Raw genomic sequence first — 19,912 nt, 5'->3', positions numbered from 1 at the left:
CCGGCGCGGGAGCGCCGGCGCGAGCACGCGAGCGGCACCCGCGCAGCGGGTGCCCGAGCGGCGCAGACGCTTCTGAAAAGAAAAGCCCCGCACCCAAACGGGTGCGGGGCTTTCCCTAGCGGATCACTCCGACTTCTTGTCCTCGTCCTCGACGACGGCGTCCTCGGCTGCCTCCTCGGCGGCCTGGCCCTCCTCGGGCGACTCGGAGCCGGCCTCGGCGGAGGTGTCCTCGGCCGGAGCCTCGGTGGTCTCCTCGACCGTGGTCTCCTCGGCGGGGGTCTCCTCCGCGGGGGTCTCCTCCGCGGCGGGAGCGGCCTTCTTCGCGGCGGGCTTCGACGACTTCTTCTCGACCGGCTCGAGCACGAGCTCGATCACGGCCATGGGCGCGTTGTCGCCCTTGCGGTTGCCGACCTTCGTGATGCGGGTGTAGCCGCCCTCACGCTCGGCGACCAGCGGCGCGATCTCGGTGAAGAGGACGTGCACGACTTCCTTGTCACCGATGACCGACAGCACGCGACGGCGGGCGTGCAGGTCGCCGCGCTTCGCGAACGTGATGAGGCGCTCGGCGAGCGGACGCAGGCGCTTGGCCTTCGTCTCGGTCGTCTTGATCGACTTGTGCGTGAAGAGCGACGCCGCGAGGTTGGCGAGGATCAGACGCTCGTGGGCGGGGCCGCCGCCGAGGCGGGCACCCTTGGTGGGCTTAGGCATTTCTTGTTACTCCAGGATTTTCGTCGAGTCGAAGAGGATCAGACGGTCTCGTCGTCGTAGCCGCCGTAGAAGTTGGCGCCGTCGAAGCCGGGCACCGAGTCCTTCAGCGACAGCCCGAGCGAGGTGAGCTTGTCGCGCACCTCGTCGACCGACTTCTGTCCGAAGTTGCGGATGTTCATGAGCTGCGTCTCCGAGAGCGCGACCAGCTCGCTGACCGTGTTGATCCCCTCGCGCTTGAGGCAGTTGTACGAGCGGACCGACAGGTCGAGATCCTCGATCGGCATCGAGAGCTCGTTCGAGAGCACCTCGGCGACCGGCGCGGGGCCGATCTCGATGCCCTCGGCCTCGACGTTCAGCTCGCGGGCGAGGCCGAACAGCTCGACCAGCGTGCGGCCGGCCGATGCGACGGCGTCGCGCGGGGCGATCGACGACTTGGTCTCGACGTCGAGCACGAGCTTGTCGAAGTCGGTGCGCTCACCGGCACGCGTGGCGTCCACGCGGTAGGCGACCTTCAGCACCGGCGAGTAGATCGAGTCGATCGGGATCTGGCCCGCCTCGGCGTACTCGTTGCGGTTCTGCACGGCCGACACGTAGCCGCGGCCGCGCTCGATCGTGAGCTCCAGCTCGAACTTCGCGGTGTCGTTCAGCGTGGCGATGACCAGCTCGGGGTTGTGCACCTCGACGCCCGCGGGGGCCGAGATGTCGGCCGCCGTGACCTCGCCGGCGCCGGTCTTGCGCAGGTACGCCGTGATCGGCTCGTCGCGCTCGCTCGACACCACGAGCTGCTTGATGTTGAGGATGATCTCGGTGACATCCTCCTTCACACCGGGGATCGTGCTGAACTCGTGCAGCACGCCGTCGATGCGGATGCTCGTGACGGCCGCACCCGGGATGGACGAGAGCAGGCTGCGACGCAGCGAGTTGCCGATCGTGTAGCCGAAACCGGGCTCGAGCGGCTCGATGACGAACCGGCTGCGGAACTCCGAGATCTTCTCCTCGGTGAGGGTCGGACGCTGTGCGATGAGCACTATGTGTTCCTTTCGATCAAGTGCCCGCTATATGACACTTGGTTGTTCGAGGTCTTGAGTTGTACTCGACGGGCGCGACGCCCGCGGTGGAACGACGAAGCCCCCGGAACGGTGGCGCCTCGAAAGGCGCGCACCGCTCCGGGGCGACGGGTCAGACGCGGCGGCGCTTCGGCGGACGGCAGCCGTTGTGCGCCTGCGGCGTCACGTCCTGGATCGAGCCGACCTCGAGGCCGGCGGCCTGCAGCGAGCGGATCGCGGTCTCGCGACCCGAGCCCGGGCCCTTCACGAACACGTCGACCTTCTTGACACCGTGCTCCTGCGCCTGGCGGGCGGCCGACTCCGCGGCCATGCCGGCGGCGTACGGCGTCGACTTGCGCGAGCCCTTGAAGCCCACGCCACCCGACGACGCCCAGCTGATGACGGCGCCCGACGGGTCGGTGATCGAGACGATCGTGTTGTTGAACGTCGACTTGATGTGGGCCTGGCCCAGCGCGATGTTCTTCTTCTCCTTGCGGCGCGGCTTGCGCGCAGCAGTCTTGGGGGTAGCCATTATTTAGTCTCCTGAGCCAATCCGCGCTTAGCGGGCCTTCTTCTTACCGGCGACGGTGCGCTTCGGACCCTTGCGGGTACGCGCGTTCGTCTTGGTGCGCTGACCGCGCACGGGAAGGCCGCGACGGTGACGGAGACCCTCGTACGAGCCGATCTCGACCTTGCGGCGGATGTCTGCGGCGACCTCGCGACGCAGGTCACCCTCGACCTTGTAGTTGCCCTCGATGTAGTCACGCAGCGCGACCAGCTGGTCGTCGCTGAGGTCCTTGACGCGGACGTTCTCGTCGATGCCGGTGGCAGCGAGAATCTCGTTCGAGCGGGTACGGCCCACGCCGTAGATGTACGTGAGGGCGATCACCACGCGCTTGTCGCGCGGGATGTCGACGCCGGCAAGACGTGCCATGCGACTTCTCCTGTTGTTCGGTGGAGGTGTGGAGCAGGATCGGTGCCCGGGCCTCCGCCCCGAGGTGTCCCCCGCGTGATGCGGGTTCTGATCCTGCCGGTGTGTGTTGAGTTGTGAGTCTGCGGTCCGCCGAGGCGGAGGACGTCAGCCCTGGCGCTGCCTCGCGGCCTTAGCCGCCAGACAAGCAGAGCGGCTCGTCACGAGCAGCGTCGGGGCGTCAGCCCTGGCGCTGCTTGTGACGCGGGTTCGACTTGCAGATGACCATCACGCGACCGTTGCGGCGGATGACCTTGCAGTGGTCGCAGATGGGCTTGACGGAGGGGTTGACCTTCATGATGCTTCCTGTCGCTGTCTTCGTACCCCGCGGACGGGGCCGTTACTTCTCGGCCGGACTCAGCGGTAGCGGTAGACGATGCGGCCGCGGGTGAGGTCGTAGGGGCTGAGCTCCACGACCACGCGGTCCTCGGGGATGATGCGGATGTAGTTCTGCCGCATCTTTCCCGAGATCGTGGCGAGCACCTTGTGACCGTTCGTCAGCTCCACGCGGAACATCGCGTTCGGCAGCGCCTCGGACACCGTGCCCTCGATCTCGATGACACCGTCTTTAGCCATAAACTCGCTATCGCTCTCTTGCAGACCGGCCGGTCTGCGGTGGTTGGGGATCGGTGCCGGATGACACGCCGAAAAAAGGCGCAAGGCACCAAAGATCCATGGTAGACCACCCGCCCGGCTTCGGCAAACCCGTGCCGCCGATCCCCGCGGGTCTACTGCAGCTTGCTGACGATGTCGGCCTGCGGGTCGCCGGTCAGGCGCACGAACTCGTCGTTCAGGATGATCGTCGGGGTGCTGATGCCCTCTGCGCCGGGGGCGACAGGGGTCTCGGGCGTCATCCTCGTGACGTAGTCCATGTACTCGCCGTCGGCGATGCACGATTCGGCCTCGCCCGCGCCGACCTCCGACGCGAGAGCCGCGAGCTGCTCGTCGGTCAGCCCGTCGCTGCCCTCGCTCGGCTGGTCGCGGAACAGCGCGTCGATGAAGGGGTACACGGCGTCCGGATTCGCCTCGGCGACGCAGTACGCGGCGCCGGCGGAGCGCGTGGAGTACTGCGTGTCGTTCGAGTACCGGTCCAGAATCGAGATCGGGTGGATGTTGAGCGTCACCTCGCCGTCCTCGACGAGCTGCGCGACCTCCTCGCCGTAGCCCTCGTGGTACTCCTGGCAGAACGGGCACATGAAGTCGAGGTACTCCTCGAGCACGTTCGGCCCGTCGCCGAGCGTGATGGCGCCGGTCTCCTCGTCGACGACCGCCGAGGCGGGCGACTCGGCGAGCGACACGGCCTGCCGGTTCATCTGCACGACGAGCACCGCGATGACCGCGATGGCGACCACGACGGCCGCCGAGATCCAGATTGCGACCCAGTTGGTCTTGCGGGCAGCGGCCATTGTTCCTCCGTCGGTCTTGCGCGGGTTCAGGCGAGGGGCACGGGGGTGATGCCGAACGGCGCGAGGCCCTCTGCCCCGCCGTCGGGCGCGGTCAGCACCCACACTCCCCCATCATGCACGGCGACGCTGTGCTCCCAGTGAGCACCGTCCGAGCCGTCCTCGGTCGTCACGGTCCAGTCGTCGTCCTCGACGAACACCGCCTCCGAACCGGAGGTCATCATCGGCTCGACGCAGATCGCCAGGCCCGGCTTCACGCGCGCGCCGGCCTGCGGCGTGCGGTAGTGGAACAGCGTGGGCGGCTCGTGCATGCTGCGCCCGATGCCGTGCCCCACGTAGTCGCGCAGGATGCCGGCGGGCGCGCCCGTGGAGAGCGGGTTCGCCTCGATGTGGTCCTGGATCGCGGCGCCCACCTCGCCGAGGTGACGGGCGGTCGCGAGCGCGGCGATCCCCGCCCACATCGATCCGCGGGTGACGTCGCTCAGCTCCTGCCGGCGCGCGGCGACCTCGGGGTCGCCGCCGGGCAGCACGATCGTGATGGCGGAGTCGCCGTTCCAGCCGTCGGCCGTCTCGGCGCCGCAGTCGATCGAGACGATGTCGCCCGGCTCGAGCACGCGCTCCCCCGGGATGCCGTGCACGACCTCGTCGTTCACCGACACGCAGATCGTGTGCCGGTAGCCGGGCACGAGCTGGAAGTTGGAGTGCGCCCCGCGCGCGGTGATCGCGGCCTCGGCGACGGCGTCGAGCTCGAGCGTCGTCATGCCGGGGCGGATCGCGGCGCGCACAGCCTCGAGCGCCGCGTGCGTGATGAGCCCGGGCTCGACCATGGCGCGCAGCTGCGCGGGGGTCTTGTAGGCGGAGCGGCGGAACACGTCAGGCCGCGGTGCGCGCCAGCCCGCGCGCCTCGAGCGCGGCGAAGATGCGCTCCGTGATCTCGTCGAGCGAGCCCACGCCGTCGATCCGATCCACGATGCCGCGCGGCTCGTACAGGTCGATGATCGGAGCGGTCTCCGACTCGTAGATGTCCAGGCGCCGCGCGATGACCTCGGCCGTGTCGTCCGAGCGGCCCTCCTGCTCGGCGCGCAGCGTGAGCCGCTTCAGGCTCTCGTCGCGGGGCACGTCGAGCAGGATGACGGCATCGAGCGCCTCGCCGCGGCCCGACAGGAACTCGTCGAGGTGGGCCACCTGCGCGGTGTTGCGCGGGTAGCCGTCGAGCAGGAAGCCCTCGCGCGCGTCGTCCTGCGCGAGGCGGTCGCGCACGATCTCGCTCGTGACCTCGTCCGGCACGAGGTCACCGGCGTCGGTGATCGCCTTCACCTTCTGGCCGAGCGGGGTGTTGTTCTTGATGTTCGCGCGGAAGATGTCGCCCGTCGAGACCACGGGGATCCCGAACGCCTCGGCGATCCGCACGCCCTGCGTGCCCTTGCCCGATCCCTGCGGGCCGACGATGAGGAGTCGTGTGGTCATCGGAGGAGTCCTTCGTAGTGGCGCTGCTGCAGCTGCGCGTCGATCTGCTTCACCGTCTCGAGGCCGACGCCGACCATGATCAGCAGCGACGCGCCGCCGAACGGGAAGTTCTGGTTCGCCTGCACGGTGGCCAGCGCGATCAGCGGGATGAGCGCGATCAGGCCGAGGTAGATCGCGCCGGGGAACGTGATGCGCGTGATCACGAAGTCGAGGTACTCGGCGGTCGGGCGGCCGGCGCGGATGCCGGGGATGAACCCGCCGTACTTCTTCATGTTGTCGGCGACGTCCACCGGGTTGAACGTGATCGCCACGTAGAAGTACGTGAACCCGATGATCAGAAGGAAGTACACGAGCATGTACAGCCAGTGGTCGCCGTTCGTGAAGTACGTGTTGATCCACGTGACCCACTCGGGCACGTTCCCCTCGGCGTCGGGCGTCGCGTTGAACTGCGCGATGAGGGCCGGGATGTACAGCAGCGACGACGCGAAGATGACCGGCACGACGCCCGCCATGTTCACCTTGATCGGGATGTACGTGTTGGTGCCGCCGTACGTGCGGCGGCCGACCATGCGCTTGGCGTACTGCACGGGCACGCGGCGCTGCGACTGCTCGACGAACACCACGAGTCCGATCAGCAGCACGCCCACGGCGAGCACGAGCAGGAAGATCTCGAAGCCCTGCGCCTGCCAGATGGCGCTCATGGCGCCGGGGAAGGTCGCGGCGATCGACGTGAAGATGAGCAGCGACATGCCGTTGCCCACGCCGCGCTCGGTGACGAGCTCGGCGAACCACATGATGAGGCCGGTGCCGGCCGTCATGCAGATGATGACGAGCAGCTGCGCCCACCACACGTCGTTCACGAGAAGCTGGTTGCACTCCGCGATGCCGGTGACGCCGAACAGCTGCCCCGTGCGGGCGACCGTGACGAGCGTGGTCGACTGCAGCAGCGCGAGCGCGATCGTGATGTAGCGCGTGTACTGCGTGAGCTTGGCCTGGCCCGACTGGCCCTCCTTGTAGAGGGTCTCGAAGTGCGGGATGACCACGCGCAGCAGCTGCACGATGATCGTCGCGGTGATGTACGGCATGACGCCGAGCGCGAAGATCGACAGCTGCAGCAGCGCGCCGCCGGAGAAGAGATTGACCAGGGAGAGCAGGCCCTCGGCGCCCGACGTCTGATCGATGCAGCTCTGGACGTTCGGGAAGTGCACGAAGGGCGCGGGCACGTGGGCACCGAGCCGGTAGAGCACGATGATCCCGATGGTGAAACCGATCTTCCGCCGCAGATCCGGCGTGCGGAAGATCCGCGCGATGGCGCTGAACAAGGGGTTGCCTCCCTGGAAACTTGCGGCCCCGCCCGCGGCGGAGCCTGCACCAGCCTAACGCAAGAGGGGCCGGGACCCTTCCGGATCCCGACCCCTCTGTGATGCGTTACTTGACGCTGCCGCCCGCGGCGACGATCTTCTGCTCTGCCGAGCCGGAGACCTTGTCGACCGACACGTTCAGCGCGACCGTGATGTCGCCGTTCCCGAGAACCTTGACCTTCTCGTTCTTGCGGACCGCGCCCTTGGCCACGAGGTCGGCGACGGTCACGTCGCCGCCCTGCGGGTAGAGCTCCGCGAGCTTGTCCAGGTTCACGACCTGGTACTCGACGCGGAACGGGTTCTTGAACCCGCGCAGCTTCGGGGTGCGCATGTGCAGCGGCATCTGGCCACCCTCGAAGCCGACGCGCACGGTGTTGCGGGCCTTCGTGCCCTTGGTACCGCGGCCGGCCGTCTTGCCCTTCGAGCCCTCACCGCGACCCTTGCGGGTCTTCGCGGTGTTGGCGCCCGGGACGGGACGGAGGTGGTGGACCTTCAGAACGCTGCCGCGCTCGGAGTTGTTCTCAGCCATCAGTCGATCTCCTCAACCTGGACGAGGTGAGCGACCGCGCGGACGTATCCGCGCGTCTGCTGGTCGTCGGGACGGACGACCGAGTCGCCGATCCGCTTGAGACCGAGCGAGCGCAGCGTGTCGCGCTGGTTCTGCTTCTCGCTCACCTTGGACTTGATCTGCGTCACCTTCAGACGCGCAGCCATCAGGCACCTACCTTCGCAGCGGCGGCGGCCTCGGCCTCCGCACGGACCAGACGCGCCGGGGCGACCTGATCGAAGTCGAGGCCACGGCGCGCGGCGACCGCGCGCGGCTCCTCGAGCTGCTTCAGGGCCTCGACGGTCGCGTGCACGATGTTGATCGTGTTCGACGAGCCGAGCGACTTCGACAGCACGTCGTGGATGCCGGCGCACTCGAGCACGGCGCGCACCGGGCCACCGGCGATGACACCGGTACCGGCGGCGGCCGGACGAAGCAGCACGACGCCCGCGGCGGCCTCACCCTGCACCGGGTGCGGGATGGTGCTGCCCACGCGGGGCACGCGGAAGAAGTTGCGCTTGGCGTCCTCGACGCCCTTCGAGATGGCCAGGGGCACCTCGCGGGCCTTGCCGTAGCCGACGCCCACGACGCCGTTGCCGTCGCCCACGACCACGAGGGCCGTGAAGCTGAAGCGGCGACCGCCCTTGACGACCTTCGAGACGCGGTTGATGGTCACCACGCGCTCGAGGAACTGGCTGTCGGCGCCGCGGCCACCGCGGTCGTTGTCACGACGACGGTTGTCGCGGCCACCGCGGCCACCACGACGGTCGTCGCGCGGCTCGGTGCCGGCGGCCTGCTCGGCCACGGCCGGAGCGGCTGCTTCGGCGGTCGCTGCCTGATCGGCGGTCACTGGGGTCTCCTTGTTGTCACTCACAGGTTCAGCCCTCCTTCGCGGGCGCCCTCGGCGATCGCGGCGACGCGACCGGCGTAGCGGTTGCCGCCGCGGTCGAACACCGCGTCGGTGATACCGGCCGACTTCGCGCGCTCGGCGAGAAGCTCGCCGACCTTGCGGGCCTTGGCCGTCTTGTCACCGTCGAGCGAGCGCAGCTCGGTCTCGAGGGTGGAGGCGCTGGCCAGCGTGTGGCCCTTGCTGTCGTCGACGAGCTGCACGAAAACGTGACGCGCCGAACGGGTCACGACCAGCCGGGGACGGACGGGCGTGCCTGCGACCTTCTTGCGAAGGCGAATGTGACGGCGCTTGCGCGCGACGGACTTCGACTTCACAGCCATGATTACTTACCAGCCTTTCCGGCCTTGCGGCGGACCTGCTCGCCCGCGTAGCGCACACCCTTGCCCTTGTAGGGCTCGGGCTTGCGGATCTTGCGGATGTTGGCGGCGACCTCGCCCACGGCCTGCTTGTCGATGCCGCTCACCGTGAGCTTGTTGTTGCCCTCGACGGTGAACGTGATGCCGGCAGGCGGCTCGACGGTCACGGGGTGCGAGAAGCCCAGGGCGAACTCGACGGCCGAGCCCTTCTGCGCCACGCGGTAACCGGTGCCGACGACCTCGAGGCCCTTCGTGTAGCCCTCGGTCACGCCGATGATGTTGTTGTTGATCAGGGTGCGCGTCAGGCCGTGCAGCGAGCGCGACTCGCGCTCGTCGTCGGGGCGGGTGACGAGAACCTGGTTCTCCTCGACCTTGACCTCGATGGGCTTGGCCACGGTGAGGGCGAGCTCGCCCTTCGGGCCCTTGACGGCCACCTGCTGCCCGTCGACCGTCACGGTGACGCCGGCGGGGATGTCGATGGGAAGACGTCCGATTCGCGACATGTCAGATCACCACACGTAGGCGAGGACTTCCCCACCCACGCCCTTCTGCTCGGCCTGGCGGTCCGTGAGGAGGCCAGACGAGGTGGACAGGATCGCGACGCCGAGTCCGCCGAGCACGCGAGGGAGCTCGTTCGACTTGGCGTACACGCGGAGGCCGGGCTTCGAGACGCGCTTGATGCCGGCGATGGAGCGCTCGCGGTTGGGACCGTACTTGAGCGTGAGCGTGAGGTTCTTGCCGACGCGCGCGTCGGTCTCCTCCCACGCGGCGATGTAACCCTCCTGCTTGAGGATCTCCGCGATGTGCGTCTTCAGCTTGCTCGACGGCAGGGTCACGGAATCGTGGTGCGCCGAGTTCGCGTTGCGCAGCCGGGTCAGCATGTCTGCGACCGGGTCTGTCATGGTCATAAGAGTGTTCCTTTGTTCATGAGGTTTCGGCTGCCGTTACACGACAGACGACCTTCCACGACGTGAGAAATGCGATCTTCAATTGTCCGCGAGAATGCCGGGCCCGGCAAAACCGGAGCCCGGCATTCACAGCGGTTTACCCGAGACCGAGGTCTCAGGCGGCCTGCGTCGCCTTGTTGACGAACGGGAAGCCGAGGTGGCGCAGCAGGGCGCGGCCCTCGTCGTCCGTCTTCGCCGTGGTGACGATGGTGATGTCGAAGCCGCGGACGCGATCGATCTTGTCCTGGTCGATCTCGTGGAAGATCGACTGCTCCTGCACACCGAAGGTGTAGTTGCCGTTCCCGTCGAACTGCGCGTCCGAGAGGCCGCGGAAGTCGCGGATGCGGGGCAGGGCGAGCGAGATCAGGCGGTCCAGGAACTCCCACGCGCGGTCACCGCGGAGGGTGACGTGCGCGCCGATGGCCTGGCCCTCGCGCAGCTTGAACTGCGCGATCGACTTGCGGGCCTTCGTGACGTACGGCTTCTGGCCGGTGATCTGCTCGAGGTCGCGGATGGCGCCCTCGATCACCTTGCTGTCGCGCGCGGCCTCGCCGACACCCGTGTTCACGACGACCTTGACCAGGCCGGGGGTCTGCATGACGTTCGCGTAGCCGAACTCGTCCTGCAGCTTCTGGCGGATCTCCTCGCGGTAGACCCGCTTCAGGCGCGGCTGGATCTTGCCAGCCTGCGCAGCGGTGTCCGTGCTCATTGTCAGATGTCCTTACCAGACTTCTTCGCGTAGCGAACGCGAACAGTCTTCTTGACGCCGTCCTTGACCTGCTCCTCGAGGCGGAAGCCCACGCGGGTCGGCTTCTTGGTCTCGGGGTCGACGAGCGCGACGTTCGACACGTGGATCGGGGCCTCGTAGGTCTCGATGCCACCGGTCTTGGTGCCACGCTGCGTCTGGCCGACGCGGTTGTGCTTGGTGATGAAGTTCACGCCCTCGACGACGATGCGGTTGCCGCCGTCGATGACCTCGAGGACCTTGCCCTGCTTGCCGCGGTCGCCGCCGCGGTCCTGCTTGGCGCCCGTGATGACCTGGACCAGGTCGCCCTTCTTGATGTTCGCCATGGCTTACAGCACCTCCGGGGCGAGCGAGACGATCTTCATGAACTTGCGGTCACGAAGCTCGCGGCCGACCGGTCCGAAGATGCGGGTGCCGCGGGGCTCCCCGTCGTTCTTCAGGATCACGGCGGCGTTCTCGTCGAACTTGATGTACGAGCCGTCGGGACGACGCGTCTCCTTGACGGTGCGGACGACGACCGCCTTGACGACGTCGCCCTTCTTCACGTTGCCGCCGGGGATCGCGTCCTTGACGGTGGCGACGATGGTGTCGCCCACGCCCGCGTAGCGGCGGTTCGAACCGCCGAGCACGCGGATGGTGAGCAGCTCCTTCGCGCCGGTGTTGTCGGCGACCTTGAGGCGGGATTCATTCTGAATCATGGATTACTTCGCCTTCTCGAGGATCTCGACCAGGCGCCAGTTCTTCGTGGCGCTCAGCGGACGGGTCTCGTGGATCAGAACGAGGTCGCCGATGCCGGCGCTGTTCTGCTCGTCGTGCGCCTTGAGCTTCTTCGTGCGACGGATGACCTTGCCGTAGAGCGCGTGCTTCACGCGGTCCTCGACCTCGACGACGATCGTCTTGTCCATCTTGTCGCTCACGACGTAACCACGGGCCGACTTGCGGTAGCCGCGGGCGTCGGCGTCGCGCACGTCGTGCTCGGCGCCAGCCTTCTTCTGGGTGGCCATCACTCAGCCTCTCCTTCAGCGACAGCCGGCTCTGCGGCCTTCTTCGCCTTGCTCTTCTTGGCCTTCGCCTCGACCGGAGCGGGCGTGGCACGGATGCCCAGCTCGCGCTCGCGGATGACGGTGTAGAGCCGCGCGATGTCGCGCTTCACGGCGCGGATGCGACCGTGGCTCTCGAGCTGCCCGGTGGCCGACTGGAAGCGCAGGTTGAACAGCTCCTCCTTGGCCTTGCGCAGCTCCTCGACGAGGCGCTGGTCCTCGAACGTGTCGAGCTCGCTGACGGCGAGCTCCTTGGTGCCGATCGCCATTACGCGTCGCCCTCCTCGCGCTTGATGATGCGTGCCTTGAGAGGCAGCTTGTGAATGGCACGGGTCAGGGCCTCACGAGCGAGCTGCTCGTTGACGCCCGCGACCTCGAAGAGGACGCGACCCGGCTTGACGTTCGCGACCCACCACTCCGGCGAGCCCTTACCGGAACCCATGCGGGTCTCGGCGGGCTTCTTCGTGAGCGGACGGTCGGGGTAGATGTTGATCCACACCTTGCCGCCGCGCTTGATGTGACGCGTCATGGCGATACGAGCTGCCTCGATCTGACGGTTCGTCACGTACGCGGGCGTCAGGGCCTGGATGCCGAACTCACCGAACGAGACCTTGGTGCCGCCGGTCGCCTGACCATCCCGCTTGGGGTGGTGCTGCTTGCGGTACTTGACCTTGCGGGGGATGAGCATTACGCCGAAGCTCCTTCCGCGACCTTCGGGGCAGCGTCGTCACGACGCGGGCCACGACGGCCGCCACGGTCGCGAGCGGGCTTCATGTTCGCCTGCTCACGCGCGAGTTCCTTGTTGGTGAGGTCGCCCTTGTAGATCCAGACCTTCACGCCGATGCGGCCGAAGGTGGTCTTCGCCTCGTAGAAGCCGTAGTCGATGTTTGCGCGCAGCGTGTGCAGCGGCACACGACCCTCGCGGTAGAACTCCGAGCGGCTCATCTCCGCGCCGCCGAGGCGGCCCGAGACCTGGATCCGGACGCCCTTGGCGCCGGCGCGCTGCGCACCCTGCAGGCCCTTGCGCATCGCGCGGCGGAACGCCACGCGGGCGCTCAGCTGCTCGGCGATGCCCTGGGCGACCAGCTGCGCGTCGGCCTCGGGGTTCTTCACCTCGAGGATGTTCAGCTGGATCTGCTTCTTGGTGAGCTTCTCGAGCTCGCCGCGCAGGCGCTCGGCCTCCTGACCGCGGCGGCCGATGACGATGCCCGGACGCGCGGTGTGGATGTCGACGCGCACGCGGTCGCGGGTGCGCTCGATCTCGATGCTGCTCACGCCGGCGCGGTCGAGCGTCGTCGTGAGGAGCTTGCGGATCTTGATGTCCTCGGCCACGTAGTCGGCGTACCGCTGACCCGGCTTGGTCGAGTCAGAGAACCAGCGCGAGACGTGGTCCGTGGTGATGCCGAGGCGGAAGCCGTACGGGTTGACCTTCTGGCCCATTACTTGCTCGCCTTCTTGTCAGCGCCGGCAGCGGCCGTGTCCGCGACCTCCGGCGTCGAGAGCACGACCGTGATGTGGCTCGTGCGCTTCTTGATCTGGAACGCGCGACCCTGGGCGCGGGGACGGAAGCGCTTGAGCGTCGTCCCCTCGTCCACGAAGGCGTTCGCAACGTACAGATCGCGCTGGTCCAGGTACTCGCCGTCGCGGTCGGCCTTCACCTGCGCGTTGGCCATAGCGGACTCAACGAGCTTGAAGATCGGCTCCGACGCCGCCTGCGGCGCGAACTTCAGGATGGCGAGGGCCTCTTCGGCCTGCTTGCCCTTGATGAGAGCGACGACACGACGAGCCTTCTGAGGGGTCACGCGGATGTGTCGCACGCGTGCGATGGACTCCACCATTTCTTCTCCTCTGCGTCACCGCGTCAGCGGCGACGGCCCTTCTTGTCGTCCTTCTCGTGGCCGCGGAAGGTGCGGGTGGGCGAGAACTCGCCCAGCTTGTGGCCGACCATGGACTCGGTCACGAACACGGGGATGTGCTTGCGACCGTCGTGCACGGCGATCGTGTGACCCAGCATGGCCGGGACGATCATCGAGCGACGCGACCAGGTCTTGATGACGTTCTTGGTACCCGCCTCGTTCTGCGAGACAACCTTGCGAAGCAGGTGCTCGTCGACGAAGGGGCCCTTCTTCAGACTGCGTGGCATCTTCTTGACTCCTACTTGCGCTTCTTACCGGCGGTACGGCGACGCACGATGAGCTTGTCGCTTTCCTTGTTGGCGTGACGGGTACGGCCCTCGGACTGGCCCCAGGGCGAGACGGGGTGACGACCACCGGACGTCTTGCCCTCACCACCACCGTGCGGGTGGTCGACCGGGTTCATGGCGACACCGCGCACGGTCGGGCGGACGCCCTTCCAGCGCTTGCGGCCGGCCTTGCCCCAGTTGATGTTCGACTGCTCGGCGTTGCCGACCTCGCCGATCGTGGCGCGGCAGCGCGCGTCGACGTTGCGGACCTCGCCCGACGGCAGACGGAGCTGCGCGTAGGGGCCGTCCTTGGCGACGAGACGCACCGAGGCGCCGGCCGAGCGAGCCATCTTCGCACCGCCGCCGGGACGGAGCTCGATCGCGTGGATCACCGTACCGGTCGGGATGTTGCGCAGCGGCAGGTTGTTGCCGGGCTTGATGTCGGCGTTCGGGCCCGACTCGACGATGTCGCCCTGCTGCAGCTTGTTCGGCGCGAGGATGTAGCGCTTCGTGCCGTCGACGAAGTGCAGCAGCGCGATGCGCGCCGTGCGGTTGGGGTCGTACTCGATGTGAGCGACCTTGGCGTTGACGCCGTCCTTGTCGTCACGACGGAAGTCGATGACGCGGTACTGGCGCTTGTGTCCACCGCCGATGTGGCGCGTGGTGATGCGGCCCTGGTTGTTGCGGCCGCCCGTCTTGGCGAGCGGACGCAGCAGCGACTTCTCCGGCGTCGACCGGGTGATCTCCGCGAAGTCGGCCACCGACGAGCCGCGACGACCGGGCGTCGTGGGCTTGTAGTTGCGAATAGCCATATTCGTTCTCTCTAATCCTTCGTGGGCGTCAGGCGACGGCCGTGAAGATGTCGATGGTGCCCGACTTGAGCGTGACGATCGCGCGCTTGGTGTCCTTGCGCTTGCCGGTGCCGAAGCGGGTGCGGCGCGCCTTGCCGACGCGGTTGATCGTGTTCACCGAGGCGACCTGGACATCGAAGATCTTCTCGATCGCGAGCTTGATCTCGGTCTTGTTCGCACGGGGGTCCACGAGGAAGGTGTACTTGCCCTCGTCGATGAGCCCGTAGCTCTTCTCCGACACCACCGGCTTCAGGATGATGTCACGCGGGTCCTTCTGGACGGCGGTCATGCCGAGACCTCCTTCGTGGCGACCGTCTTGAACGCGACGAACGTGTCGAAGGCGGCCTTGGTGAAGACGATGTCGTCGGCGACGAGCACGTCGTAGGCGTTGAGCTGGTCCGGCGTGAGCACGTGCACGTTCTCGAGGTTGCGCACGCTCAGCCAGCCGTAGTCGTCCGAGCGGTCGAGCACGACAAGTACCTTCTTCGACGGGGCGACCTGGGCGAGGTACTTCGCCGCGGCCTTCGTCGAGGGTGCCTCCGTGCCGAACGACTCGACCACGTGCAGGCGGCCGCCGCGCAGACGGTCGCTCAGTGCGCCCGCGAGGGCGGCGGCGATCATCTTCTTGGGGGTGCGCTGCGAGTAGTCGCGCGGCTTCGGGCCGTGGACGATGCCACCGCCGCGGTGCTCGGGCTGGCGGATCGAGCCCTGGCGCGAGCGGCCGGTGCCCTTCTGCTTGAACGGCTTGGCGCCGGTACCCGAGACCTCGCCGCGACGCTTGGTCGAGTGCGTGCCCTGGCGAGCCGCCGCAAGCTGCGCGACGACGACCTGGTGGATGAGCGGGATGTTCGTCTTGACGTCGAACACCGAGGCGGGCAGCTCGACCGAGCCGGCCTTCTTGCCGTCGGTGCCCTGGACGTCCAGAGCGAGAGTCGAGTCAGTCATCTAACTCAGGCCCCCTTCACAGCGTTGCGGACGTACACGGTGCGGCCGCGCGCGCCGGGGACGGCGCCCTTGACGAGCAGCAGACCCTTCTCGGCGTCGACGGCGTGGACCGTGAGGTTGAGGACGGTCACGCGCTCCTGGCCCATACGGCCGGCCATGCGCATGCCCTTGAAGACGCGGCTCGGGGTCGACGAGGCGCCGATCGAACCGGGCTTGCGGTGGTTGCGGTGCGCACCGTGCGAGGCGCCGACGCCCTTGAAGTTGTGGCGCTTCATGACACCCGCGGTGCCCTTGCCCTTGCTCGTGCCGACGACGTCGACGAGCTGGCCGGCCTCGAAGGTCCCGTCCACCGTGAGCTCCTGACCGAGTGAGTAGTCAGCGGCGTCGGCGGTGCGGATCTCCGTGAGGTGACGGCGCGGGGTGACGCCCGCGGCCTCGAAGTGGGCCGTGAGGGGCTTGTTCACCTTGCGGGGGTCGATCGCGCCCGCGGCGATCTGGATGGCGTTGTAGCCGTCCTTCTCGGGCGTGCGGACCTGGGTGACGACGTTCGGCTGGATCTCGATCACCGTGACGGGGATGAGCTTGCCGTTCTCGTTCCACACCTGGGTCATGCCGAGCTTCTTGCCGAGCAGACCCTTGGAAGTCTTCGTGTTGATGTCAGCCATGTCGAACCTCAGAGCTTGATCTCGATGTTGACGTCGGCCGGGAGGTCCAGACGCATGAGCGAGTCGACCGCCTTCGGGGTGGGGTCGACGATGTCGATGAGGCGCTTGTGCGTGCGCATCTCGAAGTGCTCGCGGCTGTCCTTGTACTTGTGGGGCGAACGGATCACGGTGACCACGTTCTTCTCCGTCGGAAGGGGCACGGGGCCCACGACCTGGGCGCCCGCGCGCGTGACCGTGTCGACGATCTTGCGCGCCGAGGAGTCGATGACCTCGTGGTCATACGACTTCAGGCGAATGCGGATCTTCTGTCCCGCCATCTATCTCTCACTCTCTTCAGCGTCGTACCTCACGGGCATTGGACGCACGTACCCTCCGGATACCCTTCGGGCCTCTGTTCACATGTCAGTCCCACGGGCGCGCGGCAAGAAGCCGAGCAAGTGGGTGTGTGATCGTTTCCCTGCCCGCGGCCCAGAACCCTGCATCCCGGATCCGGAGATCCCGTGCCGTCTGTGCACTGTCGTGACAGTGATCCCGCCGCGCATGGCGCACGCGGGAATGTGGAACCTGTCTATTCTGCCATCGCACGGGACTTTCCTGCAACCCGGGCGTGTCGCGCCGCGATCCGCGTCGTTCCGCGGCTCCCCGGCCCCCGCCCCCACCCGATCAGCCCACTCCCAGCCGGGCGATCCGGGCGCTGCACCCCGCTCCGGAGGAGATCCCCGTTGCCGAGGACCGAACCGATGCGAAACACCCTCGGGAACCGGAATCCCCTCTCGAACCGAGGCGGCCCGACTCATGGTTCCCTCGGTCGGGTTCGCTCACAGGCGGCCGATCCGGCTCGCGCGGCGATCCGCCTGTGGACAACATCCGCCGGGAGCGCCACGGGACGCAGGATCGGGACATGGATCCGGTGGAGTTCGTGCGATCGGCGGGCGGCGTCGCCCTCACGCGGCATGCGCGCGAAGCGGGCGTCGGCGATCACGCGATCCGCCGCGCCCTCGCGAGCGGCGCGCTTACGCGGCCCCGACGAGGCTGGCTCGCCGCGCCCGGGGCGGATCCGATGCTCGTCGACGCCGCGCGGGCGGGCGTCGTGATCACCTGCGTGACCCAGGCGAGGCGGCTCGGCATCTGGGCGGGCAGCGATCGCACGCCGCACGCCGCCGCGCCCGCGCACTCGGGAGCCGTGCGTGCCTCGGGTTGGCGCGTGCATTGGAGCCGCCCCATCGTGCTGCGCCAGCCCGGCCGGCTGAGCGATCCGATCGAGAACGTCCTCGCTGCGGTCGCGGAATGCCAGCCTCGAGAGCAGGCGCTCGCGACATGGGAGGGCGCGCTGCACGCGCAGCTCATCGACATCGGGGCCCTGCGGCGATTGCCGTGGCGCCCCGCCGCACGCGAGCTGCTGAATCGCGCGACGCCGTTCGCCGACTCCGGGCCGGAGACGATCATCATCCACCGTCTGAGGTGGTTGCCCGTGCGAATCGTCCAGCAGGTGTGGCTCTACGGAAGCCGCGTGGATCTTCTCATCGGCGAGCGCCTCGTCCTGCAGTTCGACGGCGGCCATCACGTCGGCGCGCAGCGCGAGCGCGACATCCGGCACGATGCGCTCCTGCGCCTGCACGGCTACACCGTCATCCGCATGGGCATCGGCCAGCTCAACGACGATTGGCCCGGCGTGCTCGATGTGATCCTCCGCGCCATCGCGCAGGGACTCCACCTGGCGCCGTCGGCCTGATCGGCCCAGCCGCCGCCCGGTTCGAGCGCCGGGACCCGGCCCACCCGGATAGAGAGGGGATCCCCGTTCCCGAGGATCCATCCCGCCCAACCCGTCCTCTCGAGCCGGGATCTCCTCGCGAGCCGTGGAGACGGGCCGAAGCCCCAGAGGATCCCCCGCCACCCGGCCGGGCCGGATCGAGAGGGGATCCCCGTTCCCGAGGATCCGTTCCGCCCTATCCGTCCTCTCAAGCCGGGATCTCCTCGCGAGCCGCGCGGCCACACCCCTGGCACGACGAAGCCCCCGGCGTCGGCGCCGGGGGCTTCGGGCGGATCGCTACTGGTTGCCGATGCGGCCGTCGAGGTTCGCGCGAACCTCGTCGATCTTCGAGTCGGCAGAGTCCGGGAGGACCTTCTTCGCGAGATCCGAGACGCCGTCGAGCACCTTGTCGCTGATGCCCTCGGCCTGCTCGCTCTTCAGCGCGTCGTCGATCTTGTCCTTGTTCTGCTCGAACAGGCCCTTGCCCTTGTTCACGAGGTCGTCGAGACCCATGGTTCCCCCTCCAGGAGTTGTGCGCGCCCGTACCGAGAGCGCGTCCGTCTCAGCATGGCAGGCGCGCGCCGCCGCCGCCAGCGCCGTGCACCGGCCCACGGCACCTGCCGTTCACTCAGGCGCGAGGAGCCGTTCACCCTGGGATGACTGACTGTGCCTCACACAGGCCGGAAGGGGTGCGGATGAAGCTCGCCGTCATCGGGTGCGGATATCTCGGAGCCGTCCACGCGGCAGCCATGGCCTCGCTGGGTCACGATGTCATCGGGATCGACATCGACGAGCGCAAGGTCGCCGCGCTCGCGGCGGGTGAGCCTCCGTTCTTCGAGCCGGGCCTGCCCGAGCTGCTCACGGCGGGGGTCACCTCCGGACGACTGTCGTTCTCGTCCGACATCGCCGATGCCGCCGAGGCGCGCGTGCACTTCATCGCCGTGAACACGCCGCAGCGCAAGGTCGGCAACGGCGCGGACCTGCACTACGTCGACGCGGCGATCGCCGCTCTCAAGCCCCACCTGCGGCGCGGCAGCCTCGTGGTGGGCAAGTCGACGGTCCCCGTCGGCACGGCCGCGACCGCGGCGGCGGAGCTGGCCGACACGGGCGCGCATCTGATCTGGAACCCCGAGTTCCTGCGCGAGGGGCTCGCCGTGCAGGACACGGTGAGTCCCGACCGGCTCGTGTACGGCGTGTCCGCACAGACCGGCGAGGCCGACACGGCGATCCTCGACGAGGTCTACGCGCCGATCGTCGAGCGCGGCACCCCGCGGCTCGTCACCGACTACGCGACGTCGGAGCTCGTGAAGGTGGCGGCGAACTCGTTCCTGGCCACGAAGATCTCGTTCATCAACGCCATGGCCGAGATCGCGGAGGTCGTGGGCGCGGATGTGACGCAGCTGGCCGACGCCATCGGGCACGACGCCCGCATCGGGCGCCGCTTCCTCAACGCCGGCATCGGGTTCGGCGGAGGGTGCCTCCCCAAGGACATCCGTGCGTTCACCGCGCGCGCCGAGGAACTCGGCCGAGGCGAGTCGCTGGCCTTCCTGAAGCACGTCGACCAGATCAACCTGCGCCGCCGCCAGCGGATGGTGGACCTGGTGGTCGAGTCGTTCGGCGGCATCGTCTACGGCCGCCGCGTGGCGGTGCTCGGCCTGGCCTTCAAGCCGGACAGCGACGACATCCGCGACTCGCCCGCTCTCGACGTGGCCGTGCGCCTCAAGGGCCTCGGCGCCGAGGTCGTCTCGTACGACCCGGAGGCGATGGACAACGCGAGGCGGATGCACCCGCAGCTGGCCTACGCCGACTCGCTCGACGCGGCGCTGCAGGGCGCGGAGGCCGTGGCGGTCGTCACGGAGTGGCAGCAGTTCCGGTCCCTCGACCCCGCCGAGACCGCGGCGAAGGTGACGCGGCCGTTCGTGTTCGACGGGCGGAACGTGCTCGATCCCGAGGCGTGGCGCGCGGCGGGCTGGACGTACACCGGGATGGGACGCGGCTGACGGCGACCGGCGCGAGCGC

33 protein-coding genes are annotated in these 19,912 nt (G+C 68.2%); 2 read left to right on the top strand and 31 right to left on the bottom strand.

Annotated features, from left to right (window positions below):
* Positions 1-123: 123 nt before the first annotated feature.
* The 30 genes from rplQ to rpsJ form a co-directional block, all read right to left on the bottom strand.
* On the bottom strand, positions 124-708 hold the full coding sequence (rplQ, locus tag ACWDR7_RS09145; RefSeq protein ID WP_449854607.1) for a 50S ribosomal protein L17: 585 nt from the start codon (positions 706-708) through the stop codon (positions 124-126).
* A gap of 38 nt (positions 709-746) precedes the next feature.
* Entirely contained in the window at positions 747-1,736 is a 990-nt protein-coding gene (locus ACWDR7_RS09140; RefSeq protein ID WP_449854606.1) for a DNA-directed RNA polymerase subunit alpha, read from the bottom strand.
* A 151-nt stretch (positions 1,737-1,887) separates the two neighbouring features.
* Complete coding sequence (gene rpsK, locus ACWDR7_RS09135) at positions 1,888-2,286, bottom strand: 30S ribosomal protein S11 (RefSeq protein WP_261167082.1); 399 nt, start codon at positions 2,284-2,286, stop codon at positions 1,888-1,890.
* A gap of 27 nt (positions 2,287-2,313) precedes the next feature.
* The gene (gene rpsM, locus ACWDR7_RS09130; protein WP_449854605.1) at positions 2,314-2,688 is read right to left on the bottom strand and encodes a 30S ribosomal protein S13; all 375 of its coding nucleotides are present in this window, start codon (positions 2,686-2,688) and stop codon (positions 2,314-2,316) included.
* Between the two features lie 217 nt (positions 2,689-2,905).
* The gene (gene rpmJ / locus ACWDR7_RS09125; protein ID WP_055821300.1) at positions 2,906-3,022 is read right to left on the bottom strand and encodes a 50S ribosomal protein L36; all 117 of its coding nucleotides are present in this window, start codon (positions 3,020-3,022) and stop codon (positions 2,906-2,908) included.
* A 59-nt stretch (positions 3,023-3,081) separates the two neighbouring features.
* Positions 3,082-3,300, bottom strand: a complete 219-nt coding sequence (gene infA / locus ACWDR7_RS09120) for a translation initiation factor IF-1 (RefSeq protein ID WP_029151296.1) — start codon at positions 3,298-3,300, stop codon at positions 3,082-3,084.
* Positions 3,301-3,452: 152 nt separating this feature from the next.
* On the bottom strand, positions 3,453-4,130 hold the full coding sequence (locus ACWDR7_RS09115; protein WP_449854604.1) for a DsbA family protein: 678 nt from the start codon (positions 4,128-4,130) through the stop codon (positions 3,453-3,455).
* A gap of 26 nt (positions 4,131-4,156) precedes the next feature.
* A complete protein-coding gene (map, locus tag ACWDR7_RS09110) occupies positions 4,157-4,999 on the bottom strand; it encodes a type I methionyl aminopeptidase (RefSeq protein WP_449854603.1) in 843 nt (280 codons plus the stop codon).
* 1 nt (position 5,000) lies between these two features.
* Positions 5,001-5,594 (bottom strand): adenylate kinase, encoded by a 594-nt coding sequence (locus ACWDR7_RS09105; RefSeq protein WP_449854602.1) that lies wholly within the window; start codon positions 5,592-5,594, stop codon positions 5,001-5,003.
* The gene (gene secY, locus ACWDR7_RS09100; protein ID WP_449854601.1) at positions 5,591-6,916 is read right to left on the bottom strand and encodes a preprotein translocase subunit SecY; all 1,326 of its coding nucleotides are present in this window, start codon (positions 6,914-6,916) and stop codon (positions 5,591-5,593) included. Before secY ends, ACWDR7_RS09105 begins: the two co-directional genes overlap by 4 nt.
* A 106-nt stretch (positions 6,917-7,022) precedes the next feature.
* The gene (gene rplO, locus ACWDR7_RS09095; protein WP_449854600.1) at positions 7,023-7,484 is read right to left on the bottom strand and encodes a 50S ribosomal protein L15; all 462 of its coding nucleotides are present in this window, start codon (positions 7,482-7,484) and stop codon (positions 7,023-7,025) included.
* Entirely contained in the window at positions 7,484-7,669 is a 186-nt protein-coding gene (rpmD, locus tag ACWDR7_RS09090; RefSeq protein WP_449854599.1) for a 50S ribosomal protein L30, read from the bottom strand. Before rpmD ends, rplO begins: the two co-directional genes overlap by 1 nt.
* Positions 7,669-8,376 (bottom strand): 30S ribosomal protein S5, encoded by a 708-nt coding sequence (gene rpsE / locus ACWDR7_RS09085; protein WP_449854598.1) that lies wholly within the window; start codon positions 8,374-8,376, stop codon positions 7,669-7,671. The genes rpmD and rpsE overlap by 1 nt, the downstream gene beginning before the upstream one ends.
* A complete protein-coding gene (gene rplR / locus ACWDR7_RS09080) occupies positions 8,373-8,732 on the bottom strand; it encodes a 50S ribosomal protein L18 (protein ID WP_449854597.1) in 360 nt (119 codons plus the stop codon). The genes rpsE and rplR overlap by 4 nt, the downstream gene beginning before the upstream one ends.
* A gap of 2 nt (positions 8,733-8,734) precedes the next feature.
* On the bottom strand, positions 8,735-9,271 hold the full coding sequence (gene rplF, locus ACWDR7_RS09075; RefSeq protein WP_449854596.1) for a 50S ribosomal protein L6: 537 nt from the start codon (positions 9,269-9,271) through the stop codon (positions 8,735-8,737).
* Between the two features lie 6 nt (positions 9,272-9,277).
* A complete protein-coding gene (gene rpsH, locus ACWDR7_RS09070) occupies positions 9,278-9,676 on the bottom strand; it encodes a 30S ribosomal protein S8 (RefSeq protein ID WP_449854595.1) in 399 nt (132 codons plus the stop codon).
* A 154-nt stretch (positions 9,677-9,830) separates the two neighbouring features.
* Positions 9,831-10,424 (bottom strand): 50S ribosomal protein L5, encoded by a 594-nt coding sequence (rplE, locus tag ACWDR7_RS09065; RefSeq protein WP_449854594.1) that lies wholly within the window; start codon positions 10,422-10,424, stop codon positions 9,831-9,833.
* Positions 10,425-10,426: 2 nt separating this feature from the next.
* The gene (rplX, locus tag ACWDR7_RS09060; RefSeq protein ID WP_449854593.1) at positions 10,427-10,786 is read right to left on the bottom strand and encodes a 50S ribosomal protein L24; all 360 of its coding nucleotides are present in this window, start codon (positions 10,784-10,786) and stop codon (positions 10,427-10,429) included.
* Positions 10,787-10,789: 3 nt separating this feature from the next.
* Positions 10,790-11,158, bottom strand: coding sequence for a 50S ribosomal protein L14 (gene rplN, locus ACWDR7_RS09055; RefSeq protein WP_449854592.1), 369 nt, complete (start codon positions 11,156-11,158; stop codon positions 10,790-10,792).
* Between the two features lie 3 nt (positions 11,159-11,161).
* Positions 11,162-11,464 (bottom strand): 30S ribosomal protein S17, encoded by a 303-nt coding sequence (gene rpsQ, locus ACWDR7_RS09050; RefSeq protein ID WP_449854591.1) that lies wholly within the window; start codon positions 11,462-11,464, stop codon positions 11,162-11,164.
* Positions 11,464-11,769, bottom strand: coding sequence for a 50S ribosomal protein L29 (gene rpmC / locus ACWDR7_RS09045; RefSeq protein WP_449854590.1), 306 nt, complete (start codon positions 11,767-11,769; stop codon positions 11,464-11,466). The genes rpsQ and rpmC overlap by 1 nt, the downstream gene beginning before the upstream one ends.
* Positions 11,769-12,188, bottom strand: a complete 420-nt coding sequence (gene rplP / locus ACWDR7_RS09040) for a 50S ribosomal protein L16 (protein ID WP_197220281.1) — start codon at positions 12,186-12,188, stop codon at positions 11,769-11,771. Before rplP ends, rpmC begins: the two co-directional genes overlap by 1 nt.
* Positions 12,188-12,940, bottom strand: coding sequence for a 30S ribosomal protein S3 (gene rpsC / locus ACWDR7_RS09035; RefSeq protein WP_261167064.1), 753 nt, complete (start codon positions 12,938-12,940; stop codon positions 12,188-12,190). The genes rplP and rpsC overlap by 1 nt, the downstream gene beginning before the upstream one ends.
* On the bottom strand, positions 12,940-13,338 hold the full coding sequence (gene rplV / locus ACWDR7_RS09030) for a 50S ribosomal protein L22 (protein WP_449854589.1): 399 nt from the start codon (positions 13,336-13,338) through the stop codon (positions 12,940-12,942). The genes rpsC and rplV overlap by 1 nt, the downstream gene beginning before the upstream one ends.
* 23 nt (positions 13,339-13,361) lie before the next feature.
* Positions 13,362-13,643: a 30S ribosomal protein S19 gene (gene rpsS / locus ACWDR7_RS09025; protein ID WP_261167062.1), complete on the bottom strand. Its 282-nt coding sequence runs from the start codon at positions 13,641-13,643 to the stop codon at positions 13,362-13,364.
* A gap of 11 nt (positions 13,644-13,654) precedes the next feature.
* Positions 13,655-14,494, bottom strand: a complete 840-nt coding sequence (rplB, locus tag ACWDR7_RS09020; RefSeq protein ID WP_449854588.1) for a 50S ribosomal protein L2 — start codon at positions 14,492-14,494, stop codon at positions 13,655-13,657.
* A gap of 28 nt (positions 14,495-14,522) precedes the next feature.
* Positions 14,523-14,822: a 50S ribosomal protein L23 gene (gene rplW, locus ACWDR7_RS09015; protein WP_449854587.1), complete on the bottom strand. Its 300-nt coding sequence runs from the start codon at positions 14,820-14,822 to the stop codon at positions 14,523-14,525.
* Positions 14,819-15,478 carry a 50S ribosomal protein L4 gene (gene rplD / locus ACWDR7_RS09010; RefSeq protein WP_449854586.1) on the bottom strand — a complete coding sequence of 220 codons (660 nt, stop codon included), beginning with the start codon at positions 15,476-15,478 and terminating at the stop codon, positions 14,819-14,821. Before rplD ends, rplW begins: the two co-directional genes overlap by 4 nt.
* A gap of 5 nt (positions 15,479-15,483) precedes the next feature.
* Complete coding sequence (gene rplC, locus ACWDR7_RS09005; protein ID WP_449854585.1) at positions 15,484-16,143, bottom strand: 50S ribosomal protein L3; 660 nt, start codon at positions 16,141-16,143, stop codon at positions 15,484-15,486.
* Between the two features lie 8 nt (positions 16,144-16,151).
* Entirely contained in the window at positions 16,152-16,460 is a 309-nt protein-coding gene (rpsJ, locus tag ACWDR7_RS09000) for a 30S ribosomal protein S10 (RefSeq protein ID WP_449854584.1), read from the bottom strand.
* A 584-nt stretch (positions 16,461-17,044) separates the two neighbouring features.
* Between rpsJ and ACWDR7_RS08995 the strand changes: the two genes are divergently transcribed.
* The gene (locus tag ACWDR7_RS08995) at positions 17,045-17,875 is read left to right on the top strand and encodes a DUF559 domain-containing protein (RefSeq protein ID WP_449854583.1); all 831 of its coding nucleotides are present in this window, start codon (positions 17,045-17,047) and stop codon (positions 17,873-17,875) included.
* Positions 17,876-18,190: 315 nt separating this feature from the next.
* On the opposite strand, the gene ACWDR7_RS08990 is transcribed toward ACWDR7_RS08995, so the two are convergent.
* Positions 18,191-18,406 carry a hypothetical protein gene (locus ACWDR7_RS08990; protein ID WP_449854582.1) on the bottom strand — a complete coding sequence of 72 codons (216 nt, stop codon included), beginning with the start codon at positions 18,404-18,406 and terminating at the stop codon, positions 18,191-18,193.
* A 182-nt stretch (positions 18,407-18,588) separates the two neighbouring features.
* Between ACWDR7_RS08990 and ACWDR7_RS08985 the strand changes: the two genes are divergently transcribed.
* Positions 18,589-19,893, top strand: a complete 1,305-nt coding sequence (locus tag ACWDR7_RS08985; RefSeq protein WP_449854581.1) for a UDP-glucose dehydrogenase family protein — start codon at positions 18,589-18,591, stop codon at positions 19,891-19,893.
* Positions 19,894-19,912 lie beyond the last annotated feature (19 nt).

This window comes from Microbacterium sp. NPDC003461, assembly GCF_053588335.1.
This window is presented reverse-complemented; position numbering and strand designations above follow the sequence as displayed.

Bases quoted from the DNA above. Each gene is read 5' to 3' on its own strand.
- rplQ (WP_449854607.1), bottom strand. From the start codon at position 708: ATGCCTAAGCCCACCAAGGGTGCCCGCCTCGGCGGCGGCCCCGCCCAC.
- rpsK (WP_261167082.1), bottom strand. From the start codon at position 2,286: ATGGCTACCCCCAAGACTGCTGCGCGCAAGCCGCGCCGCAAGGAGAAG.
- rpsM (WP_449854605.1), bottom strand. From the start codon at position 2,688: ATGGCACGTCTTGCCGGCGTCGACATCCCGCGCGACAAGCGCGTGGTG.
- rpmJ (WP_055821300.1), bottom strand. From the start codon at position 3,022: ATGAAGGTCAACCCCTCCGTCAAGCCCATCTGCGACCACTGCAAGGTC.
- infA (WP_029151296.1), bottom strand. From the start codon at position 3,300: ATGGCTAAAGACGGTGTCATCGAGATCGAGGGCACGGTGTCCGAGGCG.
- ACWDR7_RS09115 (WP_449854604.1), bottom strand. From the start codon at position 4,130: ATGGCCGCTGCCCGCAAGACCAACTGGGTCGCAATCTGGATCTCGGCG.
- ACWDR7_RS09105 (WP_449854602.1), bottom strand. From the start codon at position 5,594: ATGACCACACGACTCCTCATCGTCGGCCCGCAGGGATCGGGCAAGGGC.
- rplO (WP_449854600.1), bottom strand. From the start codon at position 7,484: ATGGCTGAGAACAACTCCGAGCGCGGCAGCGTTCTGAAGGTCCACCAC.
- rpmD (WP_449854599.1), bottom strand. From the start codon at position 7,669: ATGGCTGCGCGTCTGAAGGTGACGCAGATCAAGTCCAAGGTGAGCGAG.
- rplR (WP_449854597.1), bottom strand. From the start codon at position 8,732: ATGGCTGTGAAGTCGAAGTCCGTCGCGCGCAAGCGCCGTCACATTCGC.
- rplF (WP_449854596.1), bottom strand. From the start codon at position 9,271: ATGTCGCGAATCGGACGTCTTCCCATCGACATCCCCGCCGGCGTCACC.
- rpsH (WP_449854595.1), bottom strand. From the start codon at position 9,676: ATGACCATGACAGACCCGGTCGCAGACATGCTGACCCGGCTGCGCAAC.
- rplE (WP_449854594.1), bottom strand. From the start codon at position 10,424: ATGAGCACGGACACCGCTGCGCAGGCTGGCAAGATCCAGCCGCGCCTG.
- rplX (WP_449854593.1), bottom strand. From the start codon at position 10,786: ATGGCGAACATCAAGAAGGGCGACCTGGTCCAGGTCATCACGGGCGCC.
- rplN (WP_449854592.1), bottom strand. From the start codon at position 11,158: ATGATTCAGAATGAATCCCGCCTCAAGGTCGCCGACAACACCGGCGCG.
- rpsQ (WP_449854591.1), bottom strand. From the start codon at position 11,464: ATGGCCACCCAGAAGAAGGCTGGCGCCGAGCACGACGTGCGCGACGCC.
- rpmC (WP_449854590.1), bottom strand. From the start codon at position 11,769: ATGGCGATCGGCACCAAGGAGCTCGCCGTCAGCGAGCTCGACACGTTC.
- rplP (WP_197220281.1), bottom strand. From the start codon at position 12,188: ATGCTCATCCCCCGCAAGGTCAAGTACCGCAAGCAGCACCACCCCAAG.
- rpsC (WP_261167064.1), bottom strand. From the start codon at position 12,940: ATGGGCCAGAAGGTCAACCCGTACGGCTTCCGCCTCGGCATCACCACG.
- rplV (WP_449854589.1), bottom strand. From the start codon at position 13,338: ATGGTGGAGTCCATCGCACGCGTGCGACACATCCGCGTGACCCCTCAG.
- rpsS (WP_261167062.1), bottom strand. From the start codon at position 13,643: ATGCCACGCAGTCTGAAGAAGGGCCCCTTCGTCGACGAGCACCTGCTT.
- rplB (WP_449854588.1), bottom strand. From the start codon at position 14,494: ATGGCTATTCGCAACTACAAGCCCACGACGCCCGGTCGTCGCGGCTCG.
- rplW (WP_449854587.1), bottom strand. From the start codon at position 14,822: ATGACCGCCGTCCAGAAGGACCCGCGTGACATCATCCTGAAGCCGGTG.
- rplD (WP_449854586.1), bottom strand. From the start codon at position 15,478: ATGACTGACTCGACTCTCGCTCTGGACGTCCAGGGCACCGACGGCAAG.
- rplC (WP_449854585.1), bottom strand. From the start codon at position 16,143: ATGGCTGACATCAACACGAAGACTTCCAAGGGTCTGCTCGGCAAGAAG.
- rpsJ (WP_449854584.1), bottom strand. From the start codon at position 16,460: ATGGCGGGACAGAAGATCCGCATTCGCCTGAAGTCGTATGACCACGAG.
- ACWDR7_RS08995 (WP_449854583.1), top strand. From the start codon at position 17,045: ATGGATCCGGTGGAGTTCGTGCGATCGGCGGGCGGCGTCGCCCTCACG.
- ACWDR7_RS08990 (WP_449854582.1), bottom strand. From the start codon at position 18,406: ATGGGTCTCGACGACCTCGTGAACAAGGGCAAGGGCCTGTTCGAGCAG.
- ACWDR7_RS08985 (WP_449854581.1), top strand. From the start codon at position 18,589: ATGAAGCTCGCCGTCATCGGGTGCGGATATCTCGGAGCCGTCCACGCG.